We start from the raw sequence: 26,183 nt of genomic DNA on the forward strand, positions 1-26,183 counted from the left end.
CGTCGAACGGGGGTCTTTTTGATGCATCGTCAACAGCGCTCAGAACCGGACAGTCGTACCCAGGTAGAAGAACCGGCCGATGTTGTCGTACAGCGCGGAGGTGAAGTCCGAGCCGAAGTAGTTGCGCGGCGGATCCTTGTCGAAGGCGTTGTCGATGCCGAGGTAGACGTCGATCTTCGAGCCGGGGAACTGATAGCCGAACTGGACGTTGTGGTAGGTGTACGAGCCGTTCTTGATCGGACTGGCCGAGCCCGGATTGCTGTTGTAGCTTTCCGGCGTCACGCGCAGGTTGCCGTCCACATAGTTCATGTCCCACGAGGCGCGCCACTCGTTCCAGTTGTACTTGGTCTGGAACTGGGCGCGCCAGCGCGGATCGGTCACGTAGGTCACGTACTCGTCGTACTCTGCCGGGAAGTCCTGGAACACCCATTCGCGCGACTGGATCAGGCGCGTACCGACAAGGCGCAGCACGGTGTTGCCTTCGCCGAGCTGGAAGCGGTAGTCCATTTCCAGATCCACGCCCACACGCCGCGAGCGTGACAGGTTTTCGTTGAGCGCCTGCCAGCCGATGATGCTGTGCTCGGGATAGATGCGGCCCTGCGGGTCGGTGAATCCACCCAGCGGGGCGCGCTGCACGAAGCCGCAGAAGCTGTTGTTGATGCCGCCCGGGTTGTCCACGCAGCGCGTGGCATTGGTCTCTGCGGTCACGGTGCCGATCGCGTCCTGCAGGTCGATGCGCCAGTAGTCGATCGACATGCCGAAGCCCTCGAAGAACTCCGGCTGCCACACCAGGCCATAGGACAGGCTGCGCGCGCGCTCCGGTTTCAGTTCCGGGTTGCCGCCGCTCACGCCGGGGCGGGTGGAGGTGAAGGTATCGATCCAGCCCACCGGCACGCCCAGCGCACTGCAGTTGGCCTGGCGCAATGCCACATCGCCTGCGGTGCCGGGGCGGTTGGTGTTGGTCGGCAGGTAGTTGCAGGGGTCGTTGATGGTCGCGAAGTTTTCGCTCTGCGAGTCGTACAGCTCACCGATGCTGGGCGCACGCACTGCCTGTGCCACGGTGCCGCGCAGACGCAGCGACGGGATGATGGTCCAGTCCAGGCCCACGTTCCAGGTCTTGGTCGAGCCGATGCTGTCGTAGTCCGAATAGCGTCCTGCCACATCCAGTGCCAACCGGTCCACGCCCGGCAGGCCGGCAAGCAACGGAATGGTGCTCTCGACGAAGACTTCCTTGACGGTATATTCGCCACCGCTGTTGGGGATGGCGTTGAGGAAGGTCGCGCCCGAGGCCGCCAGCGGATCGGTGATTTCCTCGCTCTGCTCCTTGCGGTATTCCACGCCACCGGCAAATCCGATGTCGCCGGCCGGCAGCGACAGCAGGTTGCTGTTGGCCACCGATGCGCTGAACACGGTCTGCTGGATCTTGGCCTGCGAGCGCGCGGTGGTGTTGAACCATGCCGCTGCTTCCGGGGTCACCGCGCCATTGCCGAACACACTGAACGGGACGCAGCCTTCGCGCGCCAGCGCCGAATAGACGCGGTTGGTGTGCGGATTGATCGCGTTCGGATCCAGCGCAGTGCGGCAGACGATGTTGCCGCTGGCATCGCGTGCGGCATCGATACCGGCTTGCCAGCGCTCGTTGATGCGGTTGTTGAGATTCAAGCGGTCGACCGTGGTCTTGCCGTAGTTGGCGGACACGTCGTAGCTCCAGTTATCGGTGAAGTTGCCCTCGGCACCGAGCACTGCGCGATAGGTCTTGCGTTCGATGTTCTCGCCGCGACGGCCGGCATCGACGTTGAAGCGGTTCATCAGGATCTGCGTGGCACCGCGCGAATCCATCAGCGCGCCGAGTTCGGGGCTGACATACGGATTCTGGCGACGCACGCGCAGCGAACTGTCGAAGGCCGGCTGGCCGAAGAATTCCGAATCGGTCTCGCTGTACTTGCCTTCGAAGAACAGGCGATGGTTCTCGCTGAGCTCGAAGTTGATCATGGTATTGACGCTCTTGCGATCGAAGCCGGGCTGCAGGTCGGCCACCGCATTCAGATCGACGAAATCGCAATCCACGCACGAGGTGTTGCTGACCACCGTGCCGTTGTAGCGGTTGCGGCGGAAGCTGCCGTCCTGGTTGAACAGGTAGCGGTTGCCATAGCTGGCCGGGTTGCGGAAATCGAAGGTGCCCAGGTTGAAGGTGCCGCCGTAGGACGTGGAATGATTGCCGCCCGGGCCGCTGAGCACGTTCTGCGGACTGCGCTCGCTCGGCGGTTGGCTTGGATCGAACGCGGGGTTCTGAACCGACACCAGGTACTCGCGGCCGATGGCGCGGTTGCCGCGACCGAAGCGGTCCTGCTTGCTGTATTCGCCCGACACCGCGATGTTGCCGCGGCCGTCCGCAAAGTCGGTGCCTGCCGAGAAGCTGGCGAAGGAGCGGTTGTAGTTGCCCTCATCGGCCAGGCCGGTCTGCGCGCGCGTCTCGAATCCGGTGAAGGTCTTCTTGAGGATGAAGTTGACCACGCCGGCGACTGCGTCGGCACCGTAGACGGCCGAGGCACCACCGGTGATGACTTCGACGCGTTCCACCCATTCCACCGGAATCGTGTTGACGTCCACCGCAGTCGAGCCCGGGCTGGAACCCACGTGGCGACGGCCGTTGACCAGTACCAGGGTGCGGTCGGTGCCCATGCCGCGCAGGTCGAGCAGGCCCAGCCCGGCGGTACCGATGAAGCGGGTGGAATTGCCCAGCGTGTAGCTCGGTGCCAGCGCCGGCATGCGCGCCATCAGGTCGCTGATGGTGGTCGCGCCGGTGGCGCGGATTTCCTCGGCACTGATCGCGGTGACCGGCGAGGGCGTGACGAAGCCGGTACGCGCAATGCGCGAGCCGGTGACAGTGACCTTGTCCAGATCGGTGGTGCCGGGTGCGACCCCGTTTTCTGACTGCGCGGCAGCGTGGCCGGCAGAAGTGGCCAGCACGGCAAACAGCGCGGTGCTCAGACGATGACGCTGGGTGGGTTGCAGAAGGCGACTCGACATGCGCTTGCAGATTCCTTGCGGGGGAGTTTGCGGCACAGCCGTGCTCGCTGAGCGCTGGCTGAACTGAATTGCAAACGTAACAATTCCTTAATCATGTGTCCACGTTTGTGAAATTTGCCGCGGTTTGACACATGTGTGAGCGTGCGGCGCCGGTGTCCGGTGGTGGCTTGAAACGCATCTGCCTGTGGCCGAGCCGGTAAACTGACGGTCTTCCCAGCGCTGCGGCTGGCGACGCAGCCATCGCTGCATTCGCAGCGCACGACGAATCAGGCAGGCAATGACGACGATGGTGCAACGCGCTTCAAGCAAGGTGATCGACCCCTCCCGGAGCGCACGCGCATGAGCGGCGAGCGCAGAATCCCCGCGCACGCGGTGCAGGGGGCGCTGGCGCCGCATCCACGCATCCGCAATGTGATCGCGGTGGGCTCGGGCAAGGGTGGGGTGGGCAAGTCCACCACCGCGGTGAATCTGGCGTTGGCCTTGCGTCAGCAGGGCGCGCGCGTCGGCGTACTGGACGCGGACATCTACGGGCCGAGCGTGCCGGCGATGCTGGGCCTGAGCGGGCGGCCGGACAGCCCGGACAACAAGTCGATCGAGCCCTTGCGCGCGTTCGGAATCGAGGCGATGTCGATCGGCTTGCTGGTCGATCAGGACACGCCGATGATCTGGCGCGGGCCGATGGCAACCTCGGCACTGACCCAGCTGTTCAACGACACTCTGTGGGACGACCTGGATTACCTGTTGATCGACCTGCCGCCAGGCACCGGCGACATCCAGCTGACCTTGTCGCAGAAGATCCCGGTGGCCGGCGCGGTCATCGTCACCACGCCGCAGGACATCGCCACGCTGGATGCGCGCAAGGCCTTGAAGATGTTCGAAAAGGTCGAGGTGCCGGTGCTCGGCATCGTCGAGAACATGGCGGTGCACACCTGCAGCCAGTGCGGCCACCGCGAGCACCTGTTCGGCGAGGGCGGCGGCGAGCGCATGGCCGCCCAGTACGGCGTGCCCTTGCTGGGGTCGTTGCCGCTGGCGATTGCGATCCGCGAGCAGGGCGATGCGGGCCAGCCGATCGTGGTGGCCGCGCCGGAGTCGGCGGCAGCGCAGGCCTATCTGGCCGCTGCCGCGCGCCTGTCCGAGGAGCTGGGCAAGCGGCCGCGCGCCAGCATCCCGATTTCGGCTTCGCTGCTGTAGCGCGCGGGCCGGCGCTGGTGCCGGCCGCTTGCTAGAATTCGCTGCCTTTCGCGCGGGCCGCTCGGCCTGCCGCCTTCCGTCTTCAAGGAACACCGCATGAGCATCAAGAGCGACCGCTGGATCAAGCGCATGGCCGAACAGCACGCGATGATCGAGCCGTTCGAACCCGGCCAGATCAAGCACGATGCCGCCGGCCAGCGCATCGTCAGCTTCGGCACTTCCAGCTACGGGTACGACGTGCGCTGCTCGCGCGAGTTCAAGATCTTCACCAACATCAACTCGACCATCGTCGACCCGAAGCACTTCGATCCGGGCAGCTTTGTCGATATCGAATCGGATGTGTGCATCATCCCGCCCAACAGCTTCGCGCTGGCACGCACGGTGGAATACTTCCGCATCCCGCGCGACACCCTGGTGGTGTGCCTGGGCAAGAGCACCTATGCGCGCTGCGGCATCATCGTCAACGTGACCCCGCTGGAGCCGGAGTGGGAAGGCCACGTCACGCTTGAATTCAGCAACACCACGCCGCTGCCGGCGCGCATCTACGCCAACGAAGGCGTGGCGCAGATGCTGTTCTTCCAGTCCGACGAAGTCTGCGAGACCTCGTACAAGGACCGCGGCGGCAAGTACCAGGGCCAGACCGGCGTGACCCTACCGCGCACCTGATGCAGTGGAGCAGCCGCGGCCTTCAGCAGGTCGCGGTGGTCCGCTCGCGGTAGCGCAGCAGTTGGCGCACGCCGGCGGCGATCAGCAACGCCGGCCACCAGGTCGACACCAGGTTGCCCAGGTCGATACGGGCCAGCCCGAGGTTGTCCAGCAGAAACAGCGTGCCCAGCGTGATCAGGAACAGGGCGGGAATCAGGCGATAGTGCATGGCGATGTCCTCGGTAGGTGTGCGCCCATGCTGCGCGCAATACACCCACCGATCAGGTGCCGGAAGTCAACACTTGCAGATGACAAACGTCATGTCGGCCAGGTCATGGCTGTATTGGGGGCCGTGTCGTGTTCGCTGGCAGTCCCGGGGATACGGGAGTCCTGCCTCTCTACGGGTGCAGTCGGCTAGCGCATGAGGCTTCGCGCGTCCCCTGGTCCGCCCTTCGGGGCACCTTCTCCCGATGGGAGAAGGGATGTCGGCGCTCTGACCCGGCGCTGGGGCTGATCGACTGCTGGAATCGCTCCATTCCATATTTTTGGGAGCTAACGCCCATCATGCACACGGGCGAGAGCCGCGCCTCAAGGCGCATTGCCGCATCCAATCAGTGACAGATCAGCAGCTACGGCCGGACAGTTCGGGAATCAACAGCGCCAGAAGCGCGCTCTTACGATTCCCCAATCCCGATTCCCGGCTATTTGCCCCGCCCAAACAACATCCCCACACCGCAGGCGACCAACGCCGCCGGCCACCACGTGGCGATCAGCCGGCCAAGACTGACATTGGTCCAGCCCAGGTTGTTGGCCAGGAACAGCAGGCCGACGAGGATCAGGATCAGCGCGGCGACGACATTGGATTTCATGCGGACAGGTGGTTGTTAGACGGGCGCCTATCGTAGCCGCTGCGCCCACGCAGCGACATGCTGGTGCAGCGCGTCGGCCTCGAAGCGCTGCGCGCTGCCGCTGCCCCAGACCGGGCCAGGCCAGGCCGCATCGCCCGGATGCCGGCCGACCAGATGCACGTGCAGCTGCCGCACGATGTTGCCCAGCGCGCCGATATTGAGCTTGGCGACCCCGGGCTCGACCCGCATCAACTGCGAGAGCTGATTGATCTCGGCCAGCAACAGACGCTGCTGGCCGCCATCCAGATCGATCCACTCGCTGACATCGGCGACCCGCGGCACCAGCACCAGCCACGGGAAGCGGCTGTCGTCCATCAGCCGCACCTGCGACAGCGGTCCGTCGGCGACGAACACGCTGTCTGCGGCCAGCCGCGCATCGAGCTGGAAGCCGCTCGCCTCGGACATGCCGGCTGCAGTCCCGCTCATCCCAGATGCGCTTCAAAAAAGCCCAGGGTGCGCTCCAGTGCACGCTCGGCGCTGTCTGCGTCGTAGTGGGTCGGGTCGATGCTGCGGTTGAAAGCGTGGCCGGTCGGATACACGAAGGTTTCCATCTGCGGCAGCTTCTCGCGGTGGGCCTGGATCGCCTCGGGCGGAATGCTGGTGTCCTGCTCGCCGAAGTGGAACATCACCGGCGCCTTCGGAGTTTCGTCCAGTAGCTGGGTGTTGCGGCCGCCGTAGTAGCTCACCGAGGGCAGGCCCAGGCGGATCGCCGACAGCAGCGCCACCGAGCCGCCCCAGCAATAGCCCACGGTGCCGACCTTGCCGGCGCGGCCGAGCAGGGTGGCGGCGGATTTGACCACCTCCACCGCGCGCTCCAGGCCGACCGCATTGGCCAGTGCCAGGCCGCGCTGCAGGCTTTCCTGGTCGTAGGGCAGCTGCACGTCCTTCTCTTCCAGGTCGAAGAAGGCCGGCGCCAGCACTTCGTAGCCGCGTGCGGCGTAATCGTCGGCCACCGCGCGGATATGTTCGTTGACGCCGAAGATCTCCTGGATCACCACCAGGCCGCCGCGCGGGCTGGAGGTCGGGGTGGCGTGCCAGGCGGCGACCTGGCCGTCGGGGGTGTCGAGCGTGGTCCAGTGACCCATGGGAACTCCTGCTGCGGTAGGGGGAAGGCGCGCATTATCGACCGGATCGGCGGCGCTGCAGGTGAGGGTCTCGCTAAGATGACCTTGCCCGCCCGCAGCGCGGTTCAGAGCGCTGCCCGCGCGCCGCTATAATTGCTCCACTCAGGCCCCAGGCCGCTCCGTTCCCAGGCTCCTGCTTCCATGTCCCAGCTGAACCCCAAAGTCGGCTTCGTCAGCCTTGGCTGCCCGAAGGCGCTCGTCGACTCCGAACGCATCCTCACCCAGCTGCGCGTGGAGGGCTACGACATCGTGCCCAGTTACGACGCCGCCGACGTGGTGGTGGTCAACACCTGCGGCTTCATCGACTCGGCGGTGACCGAGTCGCTGGATGCGATCGGCGAGGCGATGAACGCCAACGGCAAGGTGATCGTCACCGGCTGCCTGGGCAAGCGCCCGGAACAGATCCGCGAGGCCTATCCGCAGGTGCTGGCGGTGTCCGGCCCGCAGGACTACCAGAGCGTGATGGAGGCGGTGCACGCCGCATTGCCGCCGCGCCACGACCCGTTCGTGGATCTGGTGCCCGACTACGGCATCAAGCTGACCCCGCGCCATTACGCGTACCTGAAGATCTCCGAAGGCTGCAACCACCGTTGCAGCTTCTGCATCATTCCGTCGATGCGCGGCGATCTGGCCTCGCGTCCGGTCGATGAAGTGCTGCGCGAAGCCGAACGCCTGGTCCGTGGCGGGGTCAAGGAATTGCTGGTGGTCTCGCAGGACACCTCGGCCTACGGCGTGGACCTGAAATATGCCGAGCGCCCGTGGCGCGATCGCATGTACCAGACCCGCATGAAGGCGCTGTGCGAAGGCCTGTCGGAGCTGGGCGTGTGGACGCGGCTGCACTACGTGTATCCGTACCCACACGTGGACGATGTGATTCCGCTGATGGCCGAAGGCAAGCTGCTGCCGTACCTGGACATTCCGTTCCAGCACGCCAGCCCGCGCATTCTCAAGCTGATGAAGCGGCCCGGTGCGGTGGAAAAAACCCTCGAGCGCGTGCAGTGCTGGAAGGCGATGTGCCCGGAGATCACGGTGCGCTCCACCTTCATCGTCGGCTTCCCCGGCGAAACCGATGCCGAATTCGAATCCATGCTCGACTTCCTGGACCAGGCCCAGCTCGATCGCGTCGGCGCGTTTGCGTATTCGCCGGTGGAGGGTGCCAGCGCCAACGCGTTGCCGGATCCGGTGCCGGAAGAGCTCAAGCAGGAGCGTCTGGCGCGCTTCATGGCCAGGCAAGCGGAGATTTCCGCCGCGCGGCTGGAGGCCAAGATTGGCAGCGTGCAGCAATGCCTGGTCGACCTGATCGAAGACGATATCGCGGTGGCGCGCTCACGCGCGGACGCACCGGAAATCGACGGCCTGGTGCATATCCAGAATGGCGGCGAGCGCGGCTTGAAGGTCGGCGACCTGGTCGATGTGGAAATCACCGACAGTGACGAGCACGATCTGTTCGGCGATGCATTGCCGGCCAATGTCGCAATCCAGCAGGGACGTCCGTTGAATCTGCAGATGGTGTAACTGGACGCTGGTCCTTGCACATCTGTCCGTAGGAGCGCGCTTGCGCGCGATGAGGCCTGATCGATAACGCCCCATCGCGCACAAGTGCGCTCCTACACGCAGGTCAGCAGAGTGTGGTCACTCGCCTACTGGGTAGCGTAATCCACCGACACCACCACGAAGGTGTGCTTGCCCGACGGCAACTGCGCTTCGAACTCGTCGTCCACGCGTTTTTTCAGCAGCGCGCGCGCCAAGGGCGAGTCGATGCTGATCCAGCCGCGTCCGGCGTCGGTTTCGTCCGGGCCGACAATGCGGTAGTGCAGCAGCTCGCCGCTGTCGGCGTCCTCCAATTCGACCTGTGCGCCGAAGAATACCGCGCGCGGATCGGTCGGTGCGGTATCCACCACACGCAGCGCTTCCAGCCGTTTGCTCAGATAACGCACGCGGCGGTCGATCTCGCCCAGCTGCTTCTTGCGATAGGTGTACTCCGCGTTCTCCGAGCGGTCGCCCTCTGCCGCTGCGGCGGCCAGCGCACGCACCACCTCCGGCCGACGCACGCGCCACAGCTCTTCCAGCTCGGCCTTGAGCCGGGCGTGGCCGTCGGGCGTGATCAGTGCGGTGCTTTTTTCGGCGGGCGGGCGCCAGCGGCTCATGGGCGGTGTATCGGACAGCGGGGCCGCGATGCTAGCGCGCATGGCCGGCTTGCGCATCTGCCGTCGCACGGCGAAGCTTTGCGCTCTCTCGGACACGGACGTTGTCATGTTGCTGATGCCGCTGCACAAACCCTGGTCGCGCCAGAACATTCCCTGGGTGACGCTGCTGCTGGTGTTGGTCAATGTGGTGGTCTACCTGGGCTATCAGCGCAAGGACGATGCGCTGGTCGAAAACGCGGTGCGCTACTACGTCGAGTCGGGCCTCGGTGCAGTGGAGGCGCAAGCCCACGAGCGCTATCTGCAGCAGACCGACGACACCAGGTTGCGCGCTGCGCGCCGGGCCAGGCTGGACAGCGTGCCGGCGCGGCAACGCCTTGCCTATCTGGCGCAGCTGACGATGCACGACCTGGCCTTTACAGAGGCATTGCGCAGCGGCGCGTTGTTCAAGGATGAGCAGCGTCTGCGCGAATGGCGCACATTGCGCGTGCCCTACGATGCGCGCCTGTCCAAGGTGTTCACGTTGCGGCATCTGCAGCGTAGCTCCGAGTGGTCACCTGCGAGGATGCTGACGGCCACCTTCCTGCATGGCAGCTTCGATCATTTGCTGGGCAACATGCTGTTTCTGCTGGCGCTGGGCACCTTGCTGGAAGGTGCGATCGGCAGCGGCTGGTTCCTGCTGCTGTATCTGCTCGGCGGGTTCGGTGCCAGCGCGGCCAGCCTGTGGTGGCGCTGGGGCGCGCCGGGCGGCGGCCTGGGCGCCTCCGGTGCGATCGCTGCCTTGATGGGCGCGTTCTGCGTGGTCTGGGGCAGGCGCAAGGTGCGCTTCTTCTACTGGTTCTTTGTGGTATTCGATTACGTACGCGGGCCGGCGATCCTGCTGCTGCCGCTGTGGCTGGGCTGGGAGCTGTACAGCCTGCTATGGAGCGACAACGGCAGTGTCGCCTTCGAGGCACACGCCGGTGGGCTGGTCAGTGGCGCCCTGCTCGGTGTCGTACTGGTGCTGTTGCGGCGCACGCGCCCGGCCTTCATGCAGGAGAGCGAGGCAGTGCTGGTGGACGATCGTTGGGAGCGCGCGCAGCGGCACCTGGGACGCATGGAGAACGTGGAAGCCGAGCGCCTGTTGGCGGAGCTGGCCAGCGAGCAGCCGCATAACCTGGACGTGGCGCTGGCGCGCTACCGCACCGCGCGCAATGCCGGCCGCAACCAGGACAGCCTGCAACACGCGCAAACGCTGTTGCAGCTGCACACGCACCACGCCGAGCAGACGCGCATCCAGCTGACAGTCGCTGCCGAACTGGGCAAGGCCGGGATTGGGTACGCGCCATCGGCACGCATGGCACTGATCGGCGCATGCCTGCGCACGGGATTGTTGGCCGATGCCGAACGTCTGTTGAAGGAAGGCGAGTCGGGGATGCCGCGCGCCGAGCTGGCGCACCACTGGTTCGTACTGGCCCTGCGACACGGCGAGCTGCAGGACGGCGCGCAGCGTGCGCGCTTGCTGCGTCAGCTGCTGGAGCAGTTCCCCGAGCAGGCACAGGCCAGCAAGGCGCGCTTTTTGCTCGAGAACGGATGAGTGGTTTCTGCTTGATCCGTGTTGCCAACGCAAGCGGTGAGGGCACCGTACACTCGACTCACCGGAGCTTTTGATCTGGCGTTCGACTGGACTTGAAAGACACTGCTACGCGAGGTCCGGGTTGCTGTTGTTTCTTCTGCCTCGAGCAGAATTGTCTAGCGCGGATGGATCAATTGCAGAGCGGTTGATCTGCGGTGTGGCTGCAGGGCCCTTGCCCGCCCACCATCGCAGGACACGCCGCGAGTACGTCCTTGTAGGCTCTTACGCGGCATCCATGCCGCGTAAGGTCCCGCGACGGTGAGCGGGCAAGGACCAGTCGAGATGGTCGGTATGTAGGGTTGCGAGCAGTACACGTCGCGCGACGGACCGATGGTGGAGCATCTGATCTGCGCCTTAGAAAGTTTTGTTGGCTGCTCAAGCTGGTTGAATCGCCACCGCTTTCAGCGCGGCTTCCAGCTTCGCGCGTAGTGCATCGTCGTCGCATTGAGCCAGTGCGTTTTGCAGCACTGCGCGCGCCTGCTCATCGCGGCCGAACCGTTCGCCCAACAGTAGGCCGGCATCCAGCGACCAGGCCGGCATCATCCGGTCGCGCGGCCATGCGGCGACTGCCGCAAGCAGGCCGTCGGTCGCCAGCTGGAATTGCCCGGCCATCTTTGCGCGCTCGGCCAGCAAGGTGGCGTGCTCTGGCGTCAGCGGGGTAAACGTGGAGTCGCCGTCCAGCGCTTCGCGCTGCAATGCGAGCGCGCGACGCTCCTGTTTTTCCTGCAGCAGGCGGTTGATGTACTGGCGGGTGTGCTCGCGCAGTTCGTCGTTGCGATGGTGTTGACGCAGCAGGCGCTGATACAGCTCGTGCACCGCCAGGCTTACCGCACGCGAACGTACCGCCCCGCGCAGCGCCTGGAATGCCTCGTCGGAATGTCCGTCGCGCAGATATTGTTCGGCTTCGTCGAGCAGGCGTTGATCCGGGTCTTCGCGCTCGAACGCAGCATCGCCGCTGGGCACGTAGCCGAGGTCTTCGTGGTACTGGTAGACCAGATACCCCATCAGGTGGAAGCTGGCGAACAGGCTCCAGATCGAGGCGATCACCATCGTCGCCTCGCGCACGATCGGCGGCAGATACTTCACCGCAATGAAGATCGCCGCAGTGGCGCTGCCCTGGATCACATACAGCAAACCGTATGCAGCCAGGTACGGCCAGCCGATGCGCATTGCCATGTCGATCGACACGGCCGGATTGAGGGCGCGGCGCAGGCTGCCATCGATGGCCAGCGCAATCATCATGCCCGGCAGCAGCAGCTGGACTGCCAGATAGGCGATGGTCAGGCCAGGCTTGCCCGCCAGCACGCCCGCCGCACCAATGACGATGCCCAGCGCAAACGCCAGCAGGACCAGCCGCAGCACCGCGCTGTCGAAGCTGTTGTAGCCCAGCCGGGGCGCGTCGGCTTGCCCGTCGGCGGTATGGCGCAGGATGTCGAAGGCATAGGTGTAGGTCGCCATGCCCAGCACGCCGGCGACCACCAGTTTCAGAATGCCGGGCAGCACCAGCAGCGCGCTGCACAGCGTCAGCGCGATCAATGCGTACAGCGCCGAGCCGCGCAGCGGATAGGTGGCAATGGCGGGAATGCGGGTCCAGAACGGTGCCGGCGCGGCCTGCGCGGCAACCTTGCGTGCGCGAAAACGGTCTTCCATGACGCTCCCCAGGCGTGTGATGTGACCGGATTGTGCGGTGGTGCGTGCCGTCACGCAATTGGGGGAGGGACGCCGACTAACCTGGATCGCCAGCGACCGGGGACATGTCGCGGGCATGGTCCGGATACTGCTGGCCAGGCCGTGCATCAGTGCCGGCATTGCATCGAAGCTCGCTGTGTCCGATAGCATCGGACGCGCAGCGACAGGCCGCCGATGCGTTGCGTGCGTGATCTGTCCGACGCACTGGGGGAGGCGATAGGTAAAATAATGGCCCGCCGCAATCTCGCGGCCCGTACCAGCGACCGGGCGCGCCGCGCCCCTGGCATTGCCGTCGCTCGCATCACAAGGAGTGTCGCTTGAATCCTTCTGTCACCGGCAACCCGCAGGTCCGCATTCGCAGCATCGATGTGCTCTCGGACAATTGGTATGTGCTGCGCAAGGTCACGTTCGATTTTCAGCGCAAGGACGGCCGCTGGCAGACCCTGTCACGCGAGGCCTACGATCGTGGCAATGGCGCCACCATCCTGCTGTATAGCCGCGCCAAGCAGACCGTGATGCTCACCCGCCAGTTCCGCCTGCCCACGCTGCTCAACGGCAATCCCGACGGCATGCTGATCGAAGCCTGCGCCGGCCTGCTCGACCGGGACGATGCGCTGACCTGCATTCGCAAGGAAACCGAAGAAGAAACCGGCTACCGCATCGACAACGTGCGCAAGGTGTTCGAGGCCTTCATGAGCCCGGGTTCGGTGACCGAGCGTCTGTATTTCTTCGTTGGCGAATACTTCGACGGCGACAAGGTCAGCGAGGGCGGTGGGCTTGAAGAAGACGGCGAAGAGATCGAGGTGCTGGAACTGTCATTGGATGCAGCGCTGGCGATGATCGGCTCGGGCGAAATCGCCGATGCCAAGACCATCATGCTGTTGCAGTACGCCAAGTTGCATGGTGTGTTGGGGTCCGTCCACGCCAACACGCGGTAGCCCTTCAGGGGCGACGGTGTCATCGAGACGTGTCAGCGGCGGTCAAGCTGATCAACGCTTCCCACCAAAAATGCTGCCGAAGATGCCGCGCACGATCTGCTGGCCGATCTTGCTGCCGATGGTGCGCGAGGTCTGCTTTGCCATCGTTTCCAGCATGCCCTGACGGCGGCCGGTGCCGAACACGGCATCCTTGACGGCTTTTCCGAAACCGCTGTCCTGCGTTTCCTCGTCCTCGCGGGTGCGTGCCGGCGGTGCGGCGTTGTGTTCGGCGACCTGTTCGACGCGGCACGCCAGCAGCTCGGCAGCCGATTCGCGGTTGATCGCGGTGTCGTAGCGGGTGCCGACCGGGCTGGCCGCGCGCACCTGCGCGCGTTCGGTCTCGCTGATGGCGCCCATGCGGCAGCGCGGCGGGGCGATGAGCGTTTGCTGCACCGGTGCCGGCACGCCCTTGCCTTGCAGCGGCGACACCAGCGCCTCGCCGGTGCCCAGGCTGGAGATCGCCGTGGCCACATCGAGCTTGGGATTGGCCACGAAGGTCTGCGCCGCGGTCTTGACCGCCTTCTGGTCGCGCGGGGTGAACGCGCGCAGGGCATGCTGCACGCGGTTGCCGAGCTGGCCGAGGATGTTGTCCGGAATGTCGTCGGGAAACTGCGAGCAGAAATACACGCCCACGCCCTTGGAGCGGATCAGCCGGACCACCTGCTCGATCCGCTGCACCAGCGCAGCCGGCGCATCGTCGAACAGCAAATGCGCTTCGTCGAAGACGAACACCAGCTTGGGGTGTTCCAGGTCGCCCACCTCGGGCAGACGCTCGAACAGTTCCGAAAGCAGCCACAGCAGGAAGGTGGAATACAGCTTCGGCTTGAGCACCAGTTGATTGGCCGCCAGGATGCCGATCACGCCACGGCCGTCCGCAGACACGCGCATCAGGTCGGCCAGCTCCAGCGCCGGCTCGCCGAAGAAGTGCTCGCCACCGTCCTGCGCCAGCCGCAGCAGGGCGCGCTGGATCGCGGCCACCGACTGGCTGGAGACCAGCCCGTAACTGGTGGACAGCTCCTTGCGTTCTTCCACCACCAATCCAAGCAGCGCGCGCAGGTCGTCCAGGTCCAGCAACAGCAGGCCACGGTCGTCGGCCAGCTTGAACACGATGTCGAGCACGCCGGACTGGGTGTCGTTGAGTTCCAGAATGCGCGCCAGCAGGGCAGGGCCCATCTCGCTGACGGTGGTGCGCACCGGGTGGCCGAGCTGGCCGTACAGATCCCAGAACACCACCGGGCTGGCGGCCGGCGCGTAGTCGGTGATGCCGATCTCCGTGGCGCGCTGCAGCACGCCGGCGGCGCCGTCGCCTGCCACTGCCAGTCCGGCGACATCGCCTTTCACGTCGGCCAGGAACACCGGGACACCCATGCGCGAGAAGCCTTCGGCCAGGGTCATCAAGGTCACGGTCTTGCCGGTGCCGGTGGCGCCGGCCACCAGTCCGTGGCGATTGCCGAAGCGCCCTTCCAGCACGACCGGGATGTCGTCGGTGACGCCTTTGCCGAGCAGGAACGAGGCCATAGCGCAGATCCGGTGGGAAACGCCGGATTCTAGCGGGCAATCCGGCCGGACAAACCTGGCGGGCGCTTGACCCCGGATTTCGACCGTGCTGTCCGGCTGCCGGCGGCCGACAGGCGGTGCAATGACGCAGCCGGTGTGCCAGCCGCTTGCCGCCGTTTGCCCAGGCATTCCAGGCCCGCTGCGCCACTGCCAAGCTAACGGCCCACTGACCCTGCCGGCCCCGCCGCCTTGCCCCGGTGTCGCCCCGGCGGCTACCCTGCCTGCCTTTCCGCTGTACTGCCTACGATGCCGCTCGCTCATTTTGGTTTGCGCCCATGGCCGGTTCTGGTCGTGGTGGCGCTGATGTCTGTCGTCCCCGCTGCCCACGCCATTTCCAAACGCGATACGGAGAAGGCCGCCGTGCTCGATGCCCGCATGGCCGCCGCCGAAAAGCGTTATCGCGATGCGCTGGTGCTGGTGAACAACTCCGACCCCAAGGGCACCGCCGAAGGCGATGCCGCGCTGGAGGACATGGAAGATGTCATCGACGCCTGCATCAAGCAGCGCGGCTGCCTGGTCGCCAATCAGCTGGCCACCTACAAACGCCTGCTGAAGGCGCGCGCCGATGCCGAAGCGCCGGCCGCCGAAGATCCGCAGGACGACGACACCCTGCTGCAGGCCGACCCGGACCACCTCGGCCCGGCGGCGAACGGCGTGCCCGAGGCGGCGCGTGCCGCCACGCTGCTCAACGACCAGCGCCACGATTTCGACAAGATGGTGCAGTACAACCCGGCGGTGCAGGCCGGCATCCGCCGCTGGCTGACCGACATGCGCCCGGCGCTGCTGACCAGCTACGAGAACTACAGCAACCTGCGCGGGGTGATGTGGCCGGAATGGCAGAAGCGCGGCCTGCCCGAGGCACTGCTGTTCGGCATCATGGCCAAGGAATCCAACGGCAAGGTGCACGCCAGCTCGCGTGCCGGCGCGGCCGGGTTGATGCAGTTCATGCCGGCCACCGGGCGCCGTTTCGGGCTGGGCCCGGACGGCACCGGCTTCGACACGCGCTTCGATGCACGCAGCGCCGCCGAAGCCAGCGCCGCCTACCTCAACGAGCGCATGGCCGGGCTCAACCGCAACATCGAACTGGCGCTGGCCGCCTACAACGGCGGCGAAGGCCGTGCTGCGCGCGTGTTCTCGCAGAGCGGCGGGCGCGGGTTCTGGGAGCAGGATGTCTACAACCAGTTTCCGGCCGAAACCAAGGACTACGTGCCGATGGTGATCGCCGCGGCGTGGATCTTCCTGCACCCGCGCCAGTACGGTGTGGACTTCGCCAAACTCGACGCGCAGCCGGCCACGCTGAAGCTGGCCAAGTCGACCACCATCTACGAACTCACCATCTGCCTGGGCAGCATGGGCACGCGCGACGGTTACATGCGTGCGTTGCGCAACCTCAACCCGCGCTATGAATCCGATGGCTGGATCCCGGCCGGCACCGTCATCAACGCCACCAACCGCATCGTCAGCCTGTACACGCGCTACTGCGTGAATGGCCCGCGCGCGGACCTGGCACGCACGCTGATCACCGCCGATCTCAACAGCGCGATCGTGCGCAGCAGCAGCGCCCCCGAGTACGTGCCCAGCGTGGCGGTGGGCGATGTCAGCCCGATGGCCGGTGTGCCGACCACCGTGGCTACCGGCCAGCCGGCGATCGCCAAGCCCAAGGCCAAGCAGGCGCGCAGCTACACCATCGCCAGGGGCGACACGCTCGGCCGCGTCGCGCAGAAGTACCAGTGCGAGATCAAGGAGCTGGCCAAGGCCAATGGCCTGAAGGCGCCGTCGTATGCGCTCAAGCCAGGGCAGAGCATCAAGCTGGCCGGCTGCGATCGCTGAGCAGCGCTTGCAGTACCGCGTGGGTTAGAGCATCGGCCAGCTGCTAAGAGAGCTGCGCCGGGCCGCGCTCCGTTAGAAGCGGTAGGCCGCCCCGTAGGAGCGGACCTGGCCGCGACGAAGCAGTCCGGGTAGTTCCGGCACAGGCAAGGCAGTTCCGAATCGGGGCTGGAGTCAGAAAGGCCCAAGCGCCCCCAGCCTCACTGCGCATGCCACGTCGCGGTCGGGCCCGCTCCTACACCCGCATCGTCTTGTTGGAAGCCTGACTGGGCATCGGTCTTGTAGCGAGCTGGTCTGGCGGCGATGACACCGTCGCGGCGGCGTTTTCGTCGCAGACCCATGCTCCTGCATCGGAGTAGGCCATCGAATTGATCAGCGGAGATCGTCGGCCAGCGCAGGCAGGCGTACCGCATCGGGGCACTGCGCCGGGCTGCGCCGTGGTAGGAGCGGACCTGGCCGCGACGAACCAGTCCGGGTAGTTCCAACGCAGGCGAGAACGCTCTACATCGAAGACTGGGGGTGCGACATGCGCCTGCGCATTGAACGTCGTCGAGAAGGCCTGTCGCGGTCAGGCCCGCTGCTACGAGGGCGTCGCTGTTGCATTACCGAAGCGAACAGCGCAGGCGCGCGGCGGTGATCAGCCCACCTGGCGACGGGCGAGCGCCTGTCCCAGGCGCACCGATGTCTCCGCGGCAAGTCCGCCATCGAGCTTTGCGACACCGGGCGGCAGCAGCACGATCACGGTCGAGCCGTAATTGAAGCGCGCCATCTCCGCAAACTTCTCCAGCACGATGCCCTTGCCGCGATAGTCCTTGCGCGTGATGCGGTCGCCGTAGCGCGGGATCTCCACGCCGCTCCACACCGTTTCCACGCCCGACACCAGCAGCGCACCCACCATCACCGAGACCATCGGGCCGAAGTCGGTGTCGAAGTGGCAGACCAGGCGCTCGTTGCGTGCGAACAGCCGCGGCACATTGCGCACCGCATCCGGGCCGACGCTGAACAAGCGGCCGGGTACGTGCACAGTCTCGCGCAGGGTGCCGGTCCACGGCATATGCACGCGGTGGTAGTCCTTGGGCGAGAGGTAGACGGTGGCGAACAGGCCGTCGTTGAACGGCAACGCCGCTTCGGCGTCGCCGAGCAATTCGGCGGCAGTGAACGACTGCCCCTTGGCCTGGAAAATGCGGCCGTTCTCGATCGGGCCGAGCTGGCTGATGCGCCCGTCGGCGGGCATCAGCAGCGCCGCAGGATCGGCGTCGGGCACGCGTGCGCCCGGCTTCAAGGCGCGGGTGAAGAATGCATTGAAGGTGGGATAGGCGCGCGGGTCCGGTTCCAGTGCCTCGCCCAGGTCCACGCCGAACTTGCGCGTGACCGTGTCGATCAACCACTGCTTGGTGGACGGCGTATCGGAATAGGCCAGCGCACGCGCCAGCGAGGACAGCAACCGGTGCGGCAGCACGTAGGTCAGGGAAGTGACGAGACTCACGGAGCGGTTACCTTGGTCAGTTGCTGGAGGTCGGCGGCGATCGCCTTGGGGTCGAGCGGGGGACGGATCAGCCCGGCCAGGCGGCCCTGCGGGTCGAGTACGGCGATGCCGGCCGAGTGATCCATGCTGTAGTCGTTGGGATTGTCCGCAAAGCCCTTGCCCGGCACTTTCTGGAACACGAAGCCCAGCGCGGTGGCGAAGCGCTGCAGCGCCGGCACCTCGGCGGTGGCGGCCAGGGTGTCCTTGTGGAAGGCATGCGCATATTCGCCCAGGCGCGCCGGCGGGTCGCGCTGCGGGTCTACCGACACGAACAGCACGCGCGGGCGCAGGCCATCGGGGATGCTTTCCCACTGCTGCTGCGCCACCGCCAGATCGGTCAGCGTGGTCGGGCAGACGTCCGGGCAGAAGGTGAAGCCCAGGAACACCAGCGTCCAATGTCCCTGCAGCTCACCGGGTACCAGCTGGGTGCCATCGGACTGGCGCAGGCTGAACTGCGGCAGCGTGCGTGGCTGCGGATAAAAGGTGATGGTGCGGGTGGGCGGCCAGGGCGAGCTGGGCGCGGCGCCAAGAAACTTCTGGCCCAGCAACAGCCCCAGGCCGGCGGCCAGCGCCACCAGCAGCACGATGCCGGTATTGCGATTGAACATGGCGGTTTCCAGTGCAACGGACGCTCATGATACCGATCCGACCTCTATAATCGTGGGCCGATTCCTCTTTAGTTGTTGCCATGACTGCCGCCGCGGCCGACGAACTGCACACCATCATCGACCTGATCCGCTACGGCACCAGCCGTTTCAATGCAGCCGGTCTGACCTTCGGCCATAGCTACGACAATGCGCTGGACGAGGCCACCCAGCTGGTCCTGCACAGCCTGCATCTGCCGCACGATCTGGGCCCGGCCTATGGCCAGGCGCGCCTGCTGCGCTCGGAAAAGGAGCAGGTGCTGGGCCTGTTCGAGCGCCGCATCAACGAGCGCGTGCCGGCGGCGTACCTGACCGGCGAGGCCTGGTTCGCCGGGCTGAGCTTCAAGAGCGATGCGCGTGCGCTGGTGCCGCGGTCGCCGATCGCCGAGCTGATCGAGGCCGGCTTCGAACCCTGGCTGGGCGGACGCGAAGTCACCCGCGCGCTGGACCTGTGCACCGGTTCGGGCTGCATCGCGATCGCCATGGGCCACTACAACCCGCAGTGGGACGTGGACGGCGTGGACATCAGCGACGACGCGCTGGCACTGGCCGCCGAAAACAAGGCGCGCCTGCATGCCGACAATGTCACCCTGCTCAAGTCGGACCTGTTCGCCGGGCTGGGTGGCCGCCAGTACGACCTGATCGTCACCAATCCGCCGTATGTCACCAACGACGAAACCGACGCGCTGCCGCAGGAGTATTCCTACGAGCCGGAGCTGGGTCTGCGTGCGGGCGACGACGGCCTGGATCTGGTGCTGAAGATCCTGCGCGATGCGCCGCAGCACCTCAGCGAAGACGGTCTGCTGATCTGCGAAGTGGGCGAGTCCGAGCAGCACTTGATCAAGCTGTTGCCGGAAGTGGATCTGGCCTGGGTCGAGTTCAAGGTGGGGCAGATGGGCATCTTCGCGGTCGAATGCCGCGAGTTGATCGCGCACGGCGCGCGCATCGCCGAGCTGGCCAGTGCGCGCTGAATCGTCCATCGCGCGGCCGCAGCTGAGCGATCTGCTGTTGCTGGTGCCGGTGTCCATCTTCGGCGTCGGCATTCCGCTCGGTTTGATCGACGTGGTGTACCGCCTGTTCGACCCGATGTACGGCGGTCCCTTGCCACAGCGCTTGTTTAGGGCGGGGGCGGAGATCGGCTTCGGCCTGATGGCGTTTTTCGGCCTGGTGTCGGCGTGGATCGTGGTGGTCAGTTCGGATGCGGCCTTGCGTGCGCATCGGCGCCGCACGCTCATTGTGGCACTCGGCCTGCTGGTCGGAACTGGCGTTGCGCTGCACCTGCTCGCCGATTGGCTGCTGAGTGGGCGCATTAAGCTGGATGTCTTTGCGCTGGTGTTCAGCGGCCTGTTGGCGGTGGCACCGATGCTGGTGGCGGCACGTCACCTGCCGCGCATCCTGCGCGCCACGCCACCTGCTGCAATGTTGAGAGGATGCCGTCATGGGCAGTAACAGTTTCGGCCGCCTGTTGACGGTCACCACCTTCGGCGAGTCGCACGGGCCGGCGATCGGCTGCGTGGTCGACGGTTGCCCGCCGGGCCTGGAGATCGCGCCGGAAGAATTCACCCACGATCTGCAGCGGCGTGCATCCGGTAAGAGCCGGCATACCTCGGCGCGCCGCGAAGCCGACGAGATCGAGATCCTGTCCGGCGTCTACGAAGGCCGGACCACCGGCACGCCGATCGGCCTGCTGATCCGCAACACCGATCAGCGGAGCAAGGACTACAGCAACATCGCCCAGCAGTTCCGTCCCGGGCACGCCGACTACACCTATTGGCACAAGTACGGCATCCGCGATCCGCGCGGCGGCGGGCGTTCGTCCGCGCGCGAGACCACCATGCGTGTGGCCGCCGGGGTGATCGCCAAGAAGTGGCTCAAGCAGCGCTACGGCGTGCTGGTGCGCGGATTTCTATCGCAGCTGGGCGAGATCCGCCCGACCGGTTTCGACTGGAATGCGGTCGAGGACAACCCGTTTTTCTGGCCGCATGCCGAGCAGGTGCCGGAGCTGGAAACCTACATGGACGCGCTGCGCAAGTCCGGCGACTCGGTCGGCGCGCGCGTGGACGTGGTGGCCGGTGGCGTGCCGGCGGGCTGGGGCGAGCCGATCTACGGCAAGCTCGATGCCGAACTTGCCGCGGCCTTGATGAGCATCAATGCGGTCAAGGGCGTGGAGATCGGCGACGGTTTCGCCAGCGCCGCGCAGAAGGGCACCGAACACCGCGACCTGATCACCCCGGAAGGCTTTCTCAGCAATCATGCCGGCGGCATCCTGGGCGGGATTTCCACCGGCCAGGCGATCACCGCCTCGATGGTGCTCAAGCCGACCTCCAGCCTGCGCCTGCCCGGCGCGACCGTGGACGCGGACGGCGCGGTGGTCGATGTGATCACCACCGGCCGCCACGACCCCTGCGTCGGTATCCGCGCCACCCCGATCGCCGAGGCGATGATGGCGCTGGTGTTGATGGACCAGGCCTTGCGTCATCGCGCCCAGTGCGGCGATGTCGGCGAGGTGACGCCACGCATTCCCGGTCAGGCCGATGTCTGAGTCGCCCCGCGCCAAGGTGTGGGTCAGCCAGCCGCTGTTCGACGATGTCGTCGCGCAGTTGGGCGAGCATTTCGAGCTGACCACCACCGCGCGCGTCACCGCGTATTCGCCGGCCGAGCTGGCTGCGCGGCTGGCATCGCTGGACGGTGCGCTGATCACCCTCAACGAGCGTATCGGCGCGGCGGAAATCGCCTCTGCACCGCAACTGCGCGCGATCGCCAACGTCGGCGTGGGCTACAACAACCTGGATCTGGATGCGCTCAGCGCAGCCGGCATCCTGGCCAGCAACACCCCGGATGTACTGACCGAGACCACCGCCGATCTCGGCTTTGCCTTGTTGATGGCCACCGCGCGCCGCATCACCGAAGCCGAGCGCTGGCTGCGCGACGGGCAGTGGGGGCAGTGGTCGTTCAAGACCATGCTCGGTGCTGATCTCCACGGCAGCACGCTGGGCATCCTGGGCATGGGCCGGATCGGGCAGGGCATCGCCCGCCGCGGCGCGCATGGCTTCGGCATGCGCGTGCTGTACCACAACCGTAGCCAGCTGCCGGCCACCACCGAACAGGCGCTCGGCGCGCAGTACGTGGACCTCGATACGTTACTGGCGCAGTCCGATCACCTGGTGCTGGTGCTGCCCTACACCAAGGACTCGCACCACATCATCGATGCCGCGGCGCTGGGCAAGATGCGCCCCACCGCCACGCTGGTGAATATCGCGCGCGGCGGCCTGGTCGATGAAAGCGCGCTGGCCGATGCGCTCGCCAATGGGCGCCTGGCCGGTGCCGGCCTGGATGTCTACGAAGGCGAGCCGGCCGTCCGTCCCGAGCTGCTGGCTCTGCGCAACGTCGTACTCACCCCGCATATCGGCAGCGCCAGCCTGGCCACGCGCCGCGCGATGGTGCAGCTGGCGGTGGACAACCTGATTGCCGCGCTGGGCAAAGGCGCCAATGCCGGCCACCCGCCGAGCGCGCTGAATGCTGATGCGGTGGCTGCTGCCAAACAGGGCGGCGCGCGCGCTGGCGAAGCGACCAGCACCGGCACCGGCAAAACCGTCACGACCAAACGATAGGGAACCTCCGCGGCCAGCTTTGGAGGTTCCCCGAACCCACTGCGCAAGCGTATTCCCCACTTTCCTTATTCGATAAAGACAATCTCATGAGCAACGAAAACCGTCGTTTCAACGTCGCGGTCGTGGGCGCCACCGGCGCTGTCGGCGAGACCATGCTGAGCATCCTGGCCGAGCGCAACTTCCCGGTCGCCACCCTGTACGCGCTGGCCTCGGCGCGCTCGGCCGGCGGGCAGGTGGAGTTCAATGGCGGCAAGGTCGATGTGCTGGACCTGGCCGACTTCGATCCCACCGGCGTGGACATCGCGCTGTTCTCCGCAGGCGGCAGCGTGTCCAAGGAGTACGGCCCCAAGTTCGCCGCCGCCGGCGCGGTGGTGATCGATAATTCCTCCGCGTTCCGCTACGACGACGACGTGCCGCTGGTGGTGTCGGAGGTCAACCCCGAAGCGCTGAAGCAGCGCCCGCGCGGCATCGTCGCCAACCCCAATTGCTCGACCATGCAGATGCTGGTCGCGCTCGGCCCGATCCACCGCAAGTACGGCATCGAGCGCATCAATGTGGCGACCTACCAGTCGGTCTCCGGCGGCGGGCGTTCGGCGATGGAAGAGCTGGGCAAGCAGACCAGCGAGCTGCTGAGCTTCCAGCAGATCGACCCGCAGCGTTTCCCGGTGCAGATCGCCTTCAACCTGATTCCGCACATCGACGACTTCCAGGACAACGGCTACACCAAGGAAGAGATGAAGCTGGTCTGGGAGACGCGCAAGATCCTGGGCGACGACTCCATCCAGGTGAATCCCACCGCGGTGCGCGTGCCGGTGTTCTACGGTCACTCCGAAGCGGTGGCGATCGAAACCCGCGACAAGATCAGCGTCGAAGACGCGCGCGCGCTGCTGGCCGCATCGCCCGGCGTGGAAGTGGTGGACGAGCGCAAGCCTGGCGGCTACCCGACGCCGGTCACGCATGCCTCCGGCAAGGACGCGGTGTTCGTCGGCCGTATCCGTGAGGACCTGTCGCATCCGCGCGGCCTGAATCTGTGGATCGTCTCGGACAACATCCGCAAGGGCGCCGCGCTCAATGCCGTGCAGCTGGCCGAGCTGGTCGCACAGGAAGGCTGATCGCCGTAGTCCCGTAGGAGCGCGCTGGCGCGCGATGAAGCTCTCCCAGTGAAGCCTCATCGCGCTCAGGCGCGCTCCTACCAATGCGCTGCCGATGAGCTGCAGCATGCATGTCGCATCGCGGCATCGCGGCGGCATCTGCGCTCTGCGTCGGGTCGCCGACTTTTTCGCTCATGCAGCGGCTATATTGATGCCCATGAAACATAGGGGCGGGGGCGCGATGCGTCCGATACAAGGGATAGGTGCGCTGCTGCTGATGGCCTGCAGCGGCGCTGCCATGGCGTTGGGCTTGGGCGATATCCGGGTGCTGTCCAGGCCCGGGCAGCCGTTGGTGGCCGAGATTCCGGTCATCTCCAATGAGCCGGGCGAACTCGACAACGCACGCGTGGCGCTGGCATCGGCCACCACGTTTGCACGGGTCGGTCTGGAACGCCCGCAGGGTCTGGTCAGCAACCTGCAGTTCCAGTTCGCGCAGGACGCGCGCGGGCGTGCGGTGATCCGCGTGACCAGCAGCCAGGCAGTGGAGCAGCCGGCGATCAACTTCCTGATCGAGGTGGAGTGGGGCCAGGGCCGGCTGGTGCGCGAGTATTCCGCATTAGTCGATGCGCCCAACACCGCCGCGGCGATCGCCGAGCCAGGCATCGAGGCGCCGCGCGCCGGGGCCAGCAATGCCATCGCACGCGCACCGGCCGCCGCGTCCGCAGCCGCTGCCGAGCGCGCCGGACAGGCCGCCGACGCGGCGGCGCCTGGCGCACGTTCCAGCACGCGTGCTGCCGCGCCGGTGCCGGCCGGCGATGCGTTGCCGGCGGTGCGCTCGGGCCAGACCTTGTCGGAGATCGCTGCCGCAGTGGCCCGTTCCAGCGGGCATTCGCTCGACCAGACCATGCTGGCGCTGCTGCGTACCAACCCGGACGCCTTCATCGGCGGCAACATCAATCGATTGAAGCAGGGCGCAGTGCTGCGCACCCCGCAGGAGGATGCGCTGGCGCAGGTCGGCGCCGCCGAAGCGGCGGTGATGGTGCGCGAGCAGGCCGCGCAGTGGCGTCAGGCGCGCTCGGCGGTTCCGCAGCCGGCCGAGGCCGGCGCTGCGGCCGCAACACCCGCGCCTGCCGCAGCGGCGGCCTCGGCAGGTGCCGGCGCGCGGCTCGAGATCGCCCCTGCAGTGGCGAGTCAGACCAACACCGCCGGCGCCACGTCCGGCACCAGTGCCGAAGGCGAGGGCGACATGGCGGCCAACCAACAGTTACAACAGGCCAGGGAAGACATCGCCACCCGCGATGCGGAATTGCAGGATCTGCGCACCCGCGTGGCCGATCTGGAAAAGCTCAAGCAGCAACAGCAAGCCTTGATCGCCATGAAGGACACCGACCTGGCGGCCGCGCAGAAGCGCCTGTCGGAAACGCCGGCTGCGGCACAGCAGGGCAGCGGGTTCCCGCTGTGGCTGATCGGTGGCCTGGTGTTGATCGTCGCGGCGGTCGTCGCCTGGCTGGCGGCGCGCCGGCGCAAACCCTCGCCGCTGCCGCCGTTGCCGCGGCGTCAGTTCGATTTCGTGCCGGTCGGTGCCGCGGCAGACGCCGCCGAACCGCAGGACGATACGCAGGCCACCGTGCCCAGCGAGCACGATGTGCTGCACGACCCCGAATTCGAACAAGCCGATCTGCGCGAAGAAGAACGCGCCCAGCAGACGCAGCAACCGCTGTCCGATGTGCTGCGCCGTGAGCCGCTGTTGTCCGAGCCTGCCGCCGCGCCGCCGGTGGTCACCAGCGATGACTGGCGCTCGCTGCGCGCAACGCCGCCAGCCCCTCCGGTAGAGCAGCCGGCGTTCGTCGCGCCCGAGGACGCGGTGCCGGAGCCGCCGAGGTCCGCGCACGCGCAGCCGGAAGACGGCCCGCTGCCGTACGGTGACGTTGCGCATGCCAGCAATGATCTGGCGCCGGGCATGCCGTCCGCGTCGGTCGCCACGCAGGACCGCCTGGATGTCGATCCGGCCCCCATCGCGCCGGCCGCTGCGCCCAGCGCGGTGAACAGCAGGGAGTTCGTCTCGGCAGGGCGCGATCGTCTGGAGCTGGCCGTGGCCTACATGGACCTTGGTGACACGGACACCGCACGCGGCCTGTTGCTGGAAGTCGCGGCAACCGGCGACGAGGCCAGCCGCGCCGAGGCCGCCGAACTGCTGGAACGCCTGGCATGAGCCCGGCGCTGGACAGCATGGCCGCCGCGCGCGAGCGCCGCATCGATTACGTGGAATTCGCCTCGCTCGATCTGGAGGCCAGCCGCGCCTTTTTCGAAGCCGTGTTCGGCTGGCAGTTTCAGGCCTATGGCCCGGATTATCTGGCCTTCAACGACGGTCGTCTGGACGGCGGTTTCTATCGCGCCACCGCGGTAGCGCCGGCAGACGCTGGCCCATTGGTCGTGCTGTATGCCGACGCGCTGGAGCCCATGGCCGAGCGCGTTCGCGCGGCCGGTGGCGAGATCGTCAAGCCGGTGTTCGGCTTTCCCGGCGGCAGCCGCTTTCATTTTCGCGAGCCGGGCGGTAACACGCTGGCAGTGTGGTCCGAGCGCACGGTCGGCTAGTCCGCGCGCT

General features: G+C 66.5%; 23 protein-coding genes. 13 read left to right on the plus strand and 10 right to left on the minus strand.

All coding sequences use genetic code 11. From position 1 onward, the window contains the following. Positions 1–39: 39 nt before the first annotated feature. Positions 40–3,030: a TonB-dependent receptor plug domain-containing protein gene (locus DYQ94_RS14030; RefSeq protein ID WP_160954458.1), complete on the minus strand. Its 2,991-nt coding sequence runs from the start codon at positions 3,028–3,030 to the stop codon at positions 40–42. A 339-nt stretch (positions 3,031–3,369) separates the two neighbouring features. Between DYQ94_RS14030 and apbC the strand changes: the two genes are divergently transcribed. Further along, entirely contained in the window at positions 3,370–4,221 is an 852-nt protein-coding gene (gene apbC, locus DYQ94_RS14035; RefSeq protein ID WP_024939536.1) for an iron-sulfur cluster carrier protein ApbC, read from the plus strand. Positions 4,222–4,317: 96 nt separating this feature from the next. Continuing rightward, a complete protein-coding gene (dcd, locus tag DYQ94_RS14040; RefSeq protein WP_010366727.1) occupies positions 4,318–4,887 on the plus strand; it encodes a dCTP deaminase in 570 nt (189 codons plus the stop codon). A gap of 22 nt (positions 4,888–4,909) precedes the next feature. Here the strand turns inward: dcd and DYQ94_RS14045 are convergent, their stop codons facing one another. The 4 genes from DYQ94_RS14045 to DYQ94_RS14060 all read right to left on the minus strand — a co-directional run bounded on the left by DYQ94_RS14045 (position 4,910) and on the right by DYQ94_RS14060 (position 6,859). Beyond that, positions 4,910–5,095 (minus strand): LiaI-LiaF-like domain-containing protein, encoded by a 186-nt coding sequence (locus DYQ94_RS14045; RefSeq protein WP_055827658.1) that lies wholly within the window; start codon positions 5,093–5,095, stop codon positions 4,910–4,912. A gap of 472 nt (positions 5,096–5,567) precedes the next feature. After that, on the minus strand, positions 5,568–5,735 hold the full coding sequence (locus DYQ94_RS14050; RefSeq protein ID WP_006452352.1) for a LiaI-LiaF-like domain-containing protein: 168 nt from the start codon (positions 5,733–5,735) through the stop codon (positions 5,568–5,570). Positions 5,736–5,762: 27 nt separating this feature from the next. Beyond that, positions 5,763–6,200 carry an HIT domain-containing protein gene (locus DYQ94_RS14055; RefSeq protein ID WP_054592514.1) on the minus strand — a complete coding sequence of 146 codons (438 nt, stop codon included), beginning with the start codon at positions 6,198–6,200 and terminating at the stop codon, positions 5,763–5,765. Continuing rightward, the gene (locus tag DYQ94_RS14060; protein ID WP_016905084.1) at positions 6,197–6,859 is read right to left on the minus strand and encodes a dienelactone hydrolase family protein; all 663 of its coding nucleotides are present in this window, start codon (positions 6,857–6,859) and stop codon (positions 6,197–6,199) included. Before DYQ94_RS14060 ends, DYQ94_RS14055 begins: the two co-directional genes overlap by 4 nt. 180 nt (positions 6,860–7,039) lie before the next feature. Here DYQ94_RS14060 and rimO point away from each other — a divergent pair, with 180 nt between their 5' ends. Beyond that, the gene (gene rimO / locus DYQ94_RS14065) at positions 7,040–8,413 is read left to right on the plus strand and encodes a 30S ribosomal protein S12 methylthiotransferase RimO (protein WP_126965957.1); all 1,374 of its coding nucleotides are present in this window, start codon (positions 7,040–7,042) and stop codon (positions 8,411–8,413) included. Positions 8,414–8,538: 125 nt separating this feature from the next. Here rimO and greB read toward each other — a convergent pair whose 3' ends face one another. After that, on the minus strand, positions 8,539–9,045 hold the full coding sequence (greB, locus tag DYQ94_RS14070) for a transcription elongation factor GreB (RefSeq protein ID WP_024939541.1): 507 nt from the start codon (positions 9,043–9,045) through the stop codon (positions 8,539–8,541). Between the two features lie 106 nt (positions 9,046–9,151). Here greB and DYQ94_RS14075 point away from each other — a divergent pair, with 106 nt between their 5' ends. Next, positions 9,152–10,618, plus strand: a complete 1,467-nt coding sequence (locus DYQ94_RS14075; RefSeq protein ID WP_160954459.1) for a rhomboid family intramembrane serine protease — start codon at positions 9,152–9,154, stop codon at positions 10,616–10,618. 414 nt (positions 10,619–11,032) lie between these two features. Here the strand turns inward: DYQ94_RS14075 and DYQ94_RS14080 are convergent, their stop codons facing one another. After that, the gene (locus DYQ94_RS14080; RefSeq protein WP_160954460.1) at positions 11,033–12,307 is read right to left on the minus strand and encodes a DUF4013 domain-containing protein; all 1,275 of its coding nucleotides are present in this window, start codon (positions 12,305–12,307) and stop codon (positions 11,033–11,035) included. A 356-nt stretch (positions 12,308–12,663) separates the two neighbouring features. Between DYQ94_RS14080 and nudK the strand changes: the two genes are divergently transcribed. After that, entirely contained in the window at positions 12,664–13,284 is a 621-nt protein-coding gene (gene nudK / locus DYQ94_RS14085; RefSeq protein WP_126965958.1) for a GDP-mannose pyrophosphatase NudK, read from the plus strand. A gap of 51 nt (positions 13,285–13,335) precedes the next feature. Here nudK and DYQ94_RS14090 read toward each other — a convergent pair whose 3' ends face one another. Further along, complete coding sequence (locus DYQ94_RS14090) at positions 13,336–14,841, minus strand: helicase HerA-like domain-containing protein (RefSeq protein ID WP_126965959.1); 1,506 nt, start codon at positions 14,839–14,841, stop codon at positions 13,336–13,338. A 285-nt stretch (positions 14,842–15,126) separates the two neighbouring features. Here DYQ94_RS14090 and DYQ94_RS14095 point away from each other — a divergent pair, with 285 nt between their 5' ends. Next, positions 15,127–16,710 (plus strand): transglycosylase SLT domain-containing protein, encoded by a 1,584-nt coding sequence (locus tag DYQ94_RS14095; RefSeq protein ID WP_024939546.1) that lies wholly within the window; start codon positions 15,127–15,129, stop codon positions 16,708–16,710. A 634-nt stretch (positions 16,711–17,344) separates the two neighbouring features. Here the strand turns inward: DYQ94_RS14095 and asd are convergent. Next, entirely contained in the window at positions 17,345–18,193 is an 849-nt protein-coding gene (gene asd, locus DYQ94_RS14100) for an archaetidylserine decarboxylase (protein ID WP_047130712.1), read from the minus strand. Beyond that, entirely contained in the window at positions 18,190–18,840 is a 651-nt protein-coding gene (locus DYQ94_RS14105) for an SCO family protein (protein WP_054592520.1), read from the minus strand. The genes asd and DYQ94_RS14105 overlap by 4 nt, the downstream gene beginning before the upstream one ends. 80 nt (positions 18,841–18,920) lie before the next feature. On the opposite strand from DYQ94_RS14105, the gene prmB reads away from it, so the two are divergent. The 7 genes from prmB to DYQ94_RS14140 all read left to right on the plus strand — a co-directional run bounded on the left by prmB (position 18,921) and on the right by DYQ94_RS14140 (position 26,173). Beyond that, the gene (prmB, locus tag DYQ94_RS14110; RefSeq protein WP_016903701.1) at positions 18,921–19,847 is read left to right on the plus strand and encodes a 50S ribosomal protein L3 N(5)-glutamine methyltransferase; all 927 of its coding nucleotides are present in this window, start codon (positions 18,921–18,923) and stop codon (positions 19,845–19,847) included. Beyond that, complete coding sequence (locus tag DYQ94_RS14115; RefSeq protein ID WP_126965960.1) at positions 19,837–20,325, plus strand: hypothetical protein; 489 nt, start codon at positions 19,837–19,839, stop codon at positions 20,323–20,325. The genes prmB and DYQ94_RS14115 overlap by 11 nt, the downstream gene beginning before the upstream one ends. After that, a complete protein-coding gene (gene aroC / locus DYQ94_RS14120) occupies positions 20,315–21,418 on the plus strand; it encodes a chorismate synthase (protein ID WP_126965961.1) in 1,104 nt (367 codons plus the stop codon). Before DYQ94_RS14115 ends, aroC begins: the two co-directional genes overlap by 11 nt. Then, on the plus strand, positions 21,411–22,487 hold the full coding sequence (locus DYQ94_RS14125; RefSeq protein ID WP_126965962.1) for a 2-hydroxyacid dehydrogenase: 1,077 nt from the start codon (positions 21,411–21,413) through the stop codon (positions 22,485–22,487). Before aroC ends, DYQ94_RS14125 begins: the two co-directional genes overlap by 8 nt. 86 nt (positions 22,488–22,573) lie before the next feature. Beyond that, positions 22,574–23,599 carry an aspartate-semialdehyde dehydrogenase gene (locus tag DYQ94_RS14130; RefSeq protein ID WP_039510062.1) on the plus strand — a complete coding sequence of 342 codons (1,026 nt, stop codon included), beginning with the start codon at positions 22,574–22,576 and terminating at the stop codon, positions 23,597–23,599. A gap of 220 nt (positions 23,600–23,819) precedes the next feature. Further along, entirely contained in the window at positions 23,820–25,790 is a 1,971-nt protein-coding gene (locus DYQ94_RS14135) for a motility hub landmark protein FimV (protein WP_485130025.1), read from the plus strand. Beyond that, positions 25,787–26,173 carry a VOC family protein gene (locus DYQ94_RS14140; protein ID WP_065031771.1) on the plus strand — a complete coding sequence of 129 codons (387 nt, stop codon included), beginning with the start codon at positions 25,787–25,789 and terminating at the stop codon, positions 26,171–26,173. Before DYQ94_RS14135 ends, DYQ94_RS14140 begins: the two co-directional genes overlap by 4 nt. The last annotated feature ends 10 nt before the right edge of the window (positions 26,174–26,183 follow it).

It is taken from the genome of Xanthomonas sp. LMG 8993, assembly GCF_009835065.2.
GTDB lineage: Bacteria > Pseudomonadota > Gammaproteobacteria > Xanthomonadales > Xanthomonadaceae > Xanthomonas > Xanthomonas arboricola.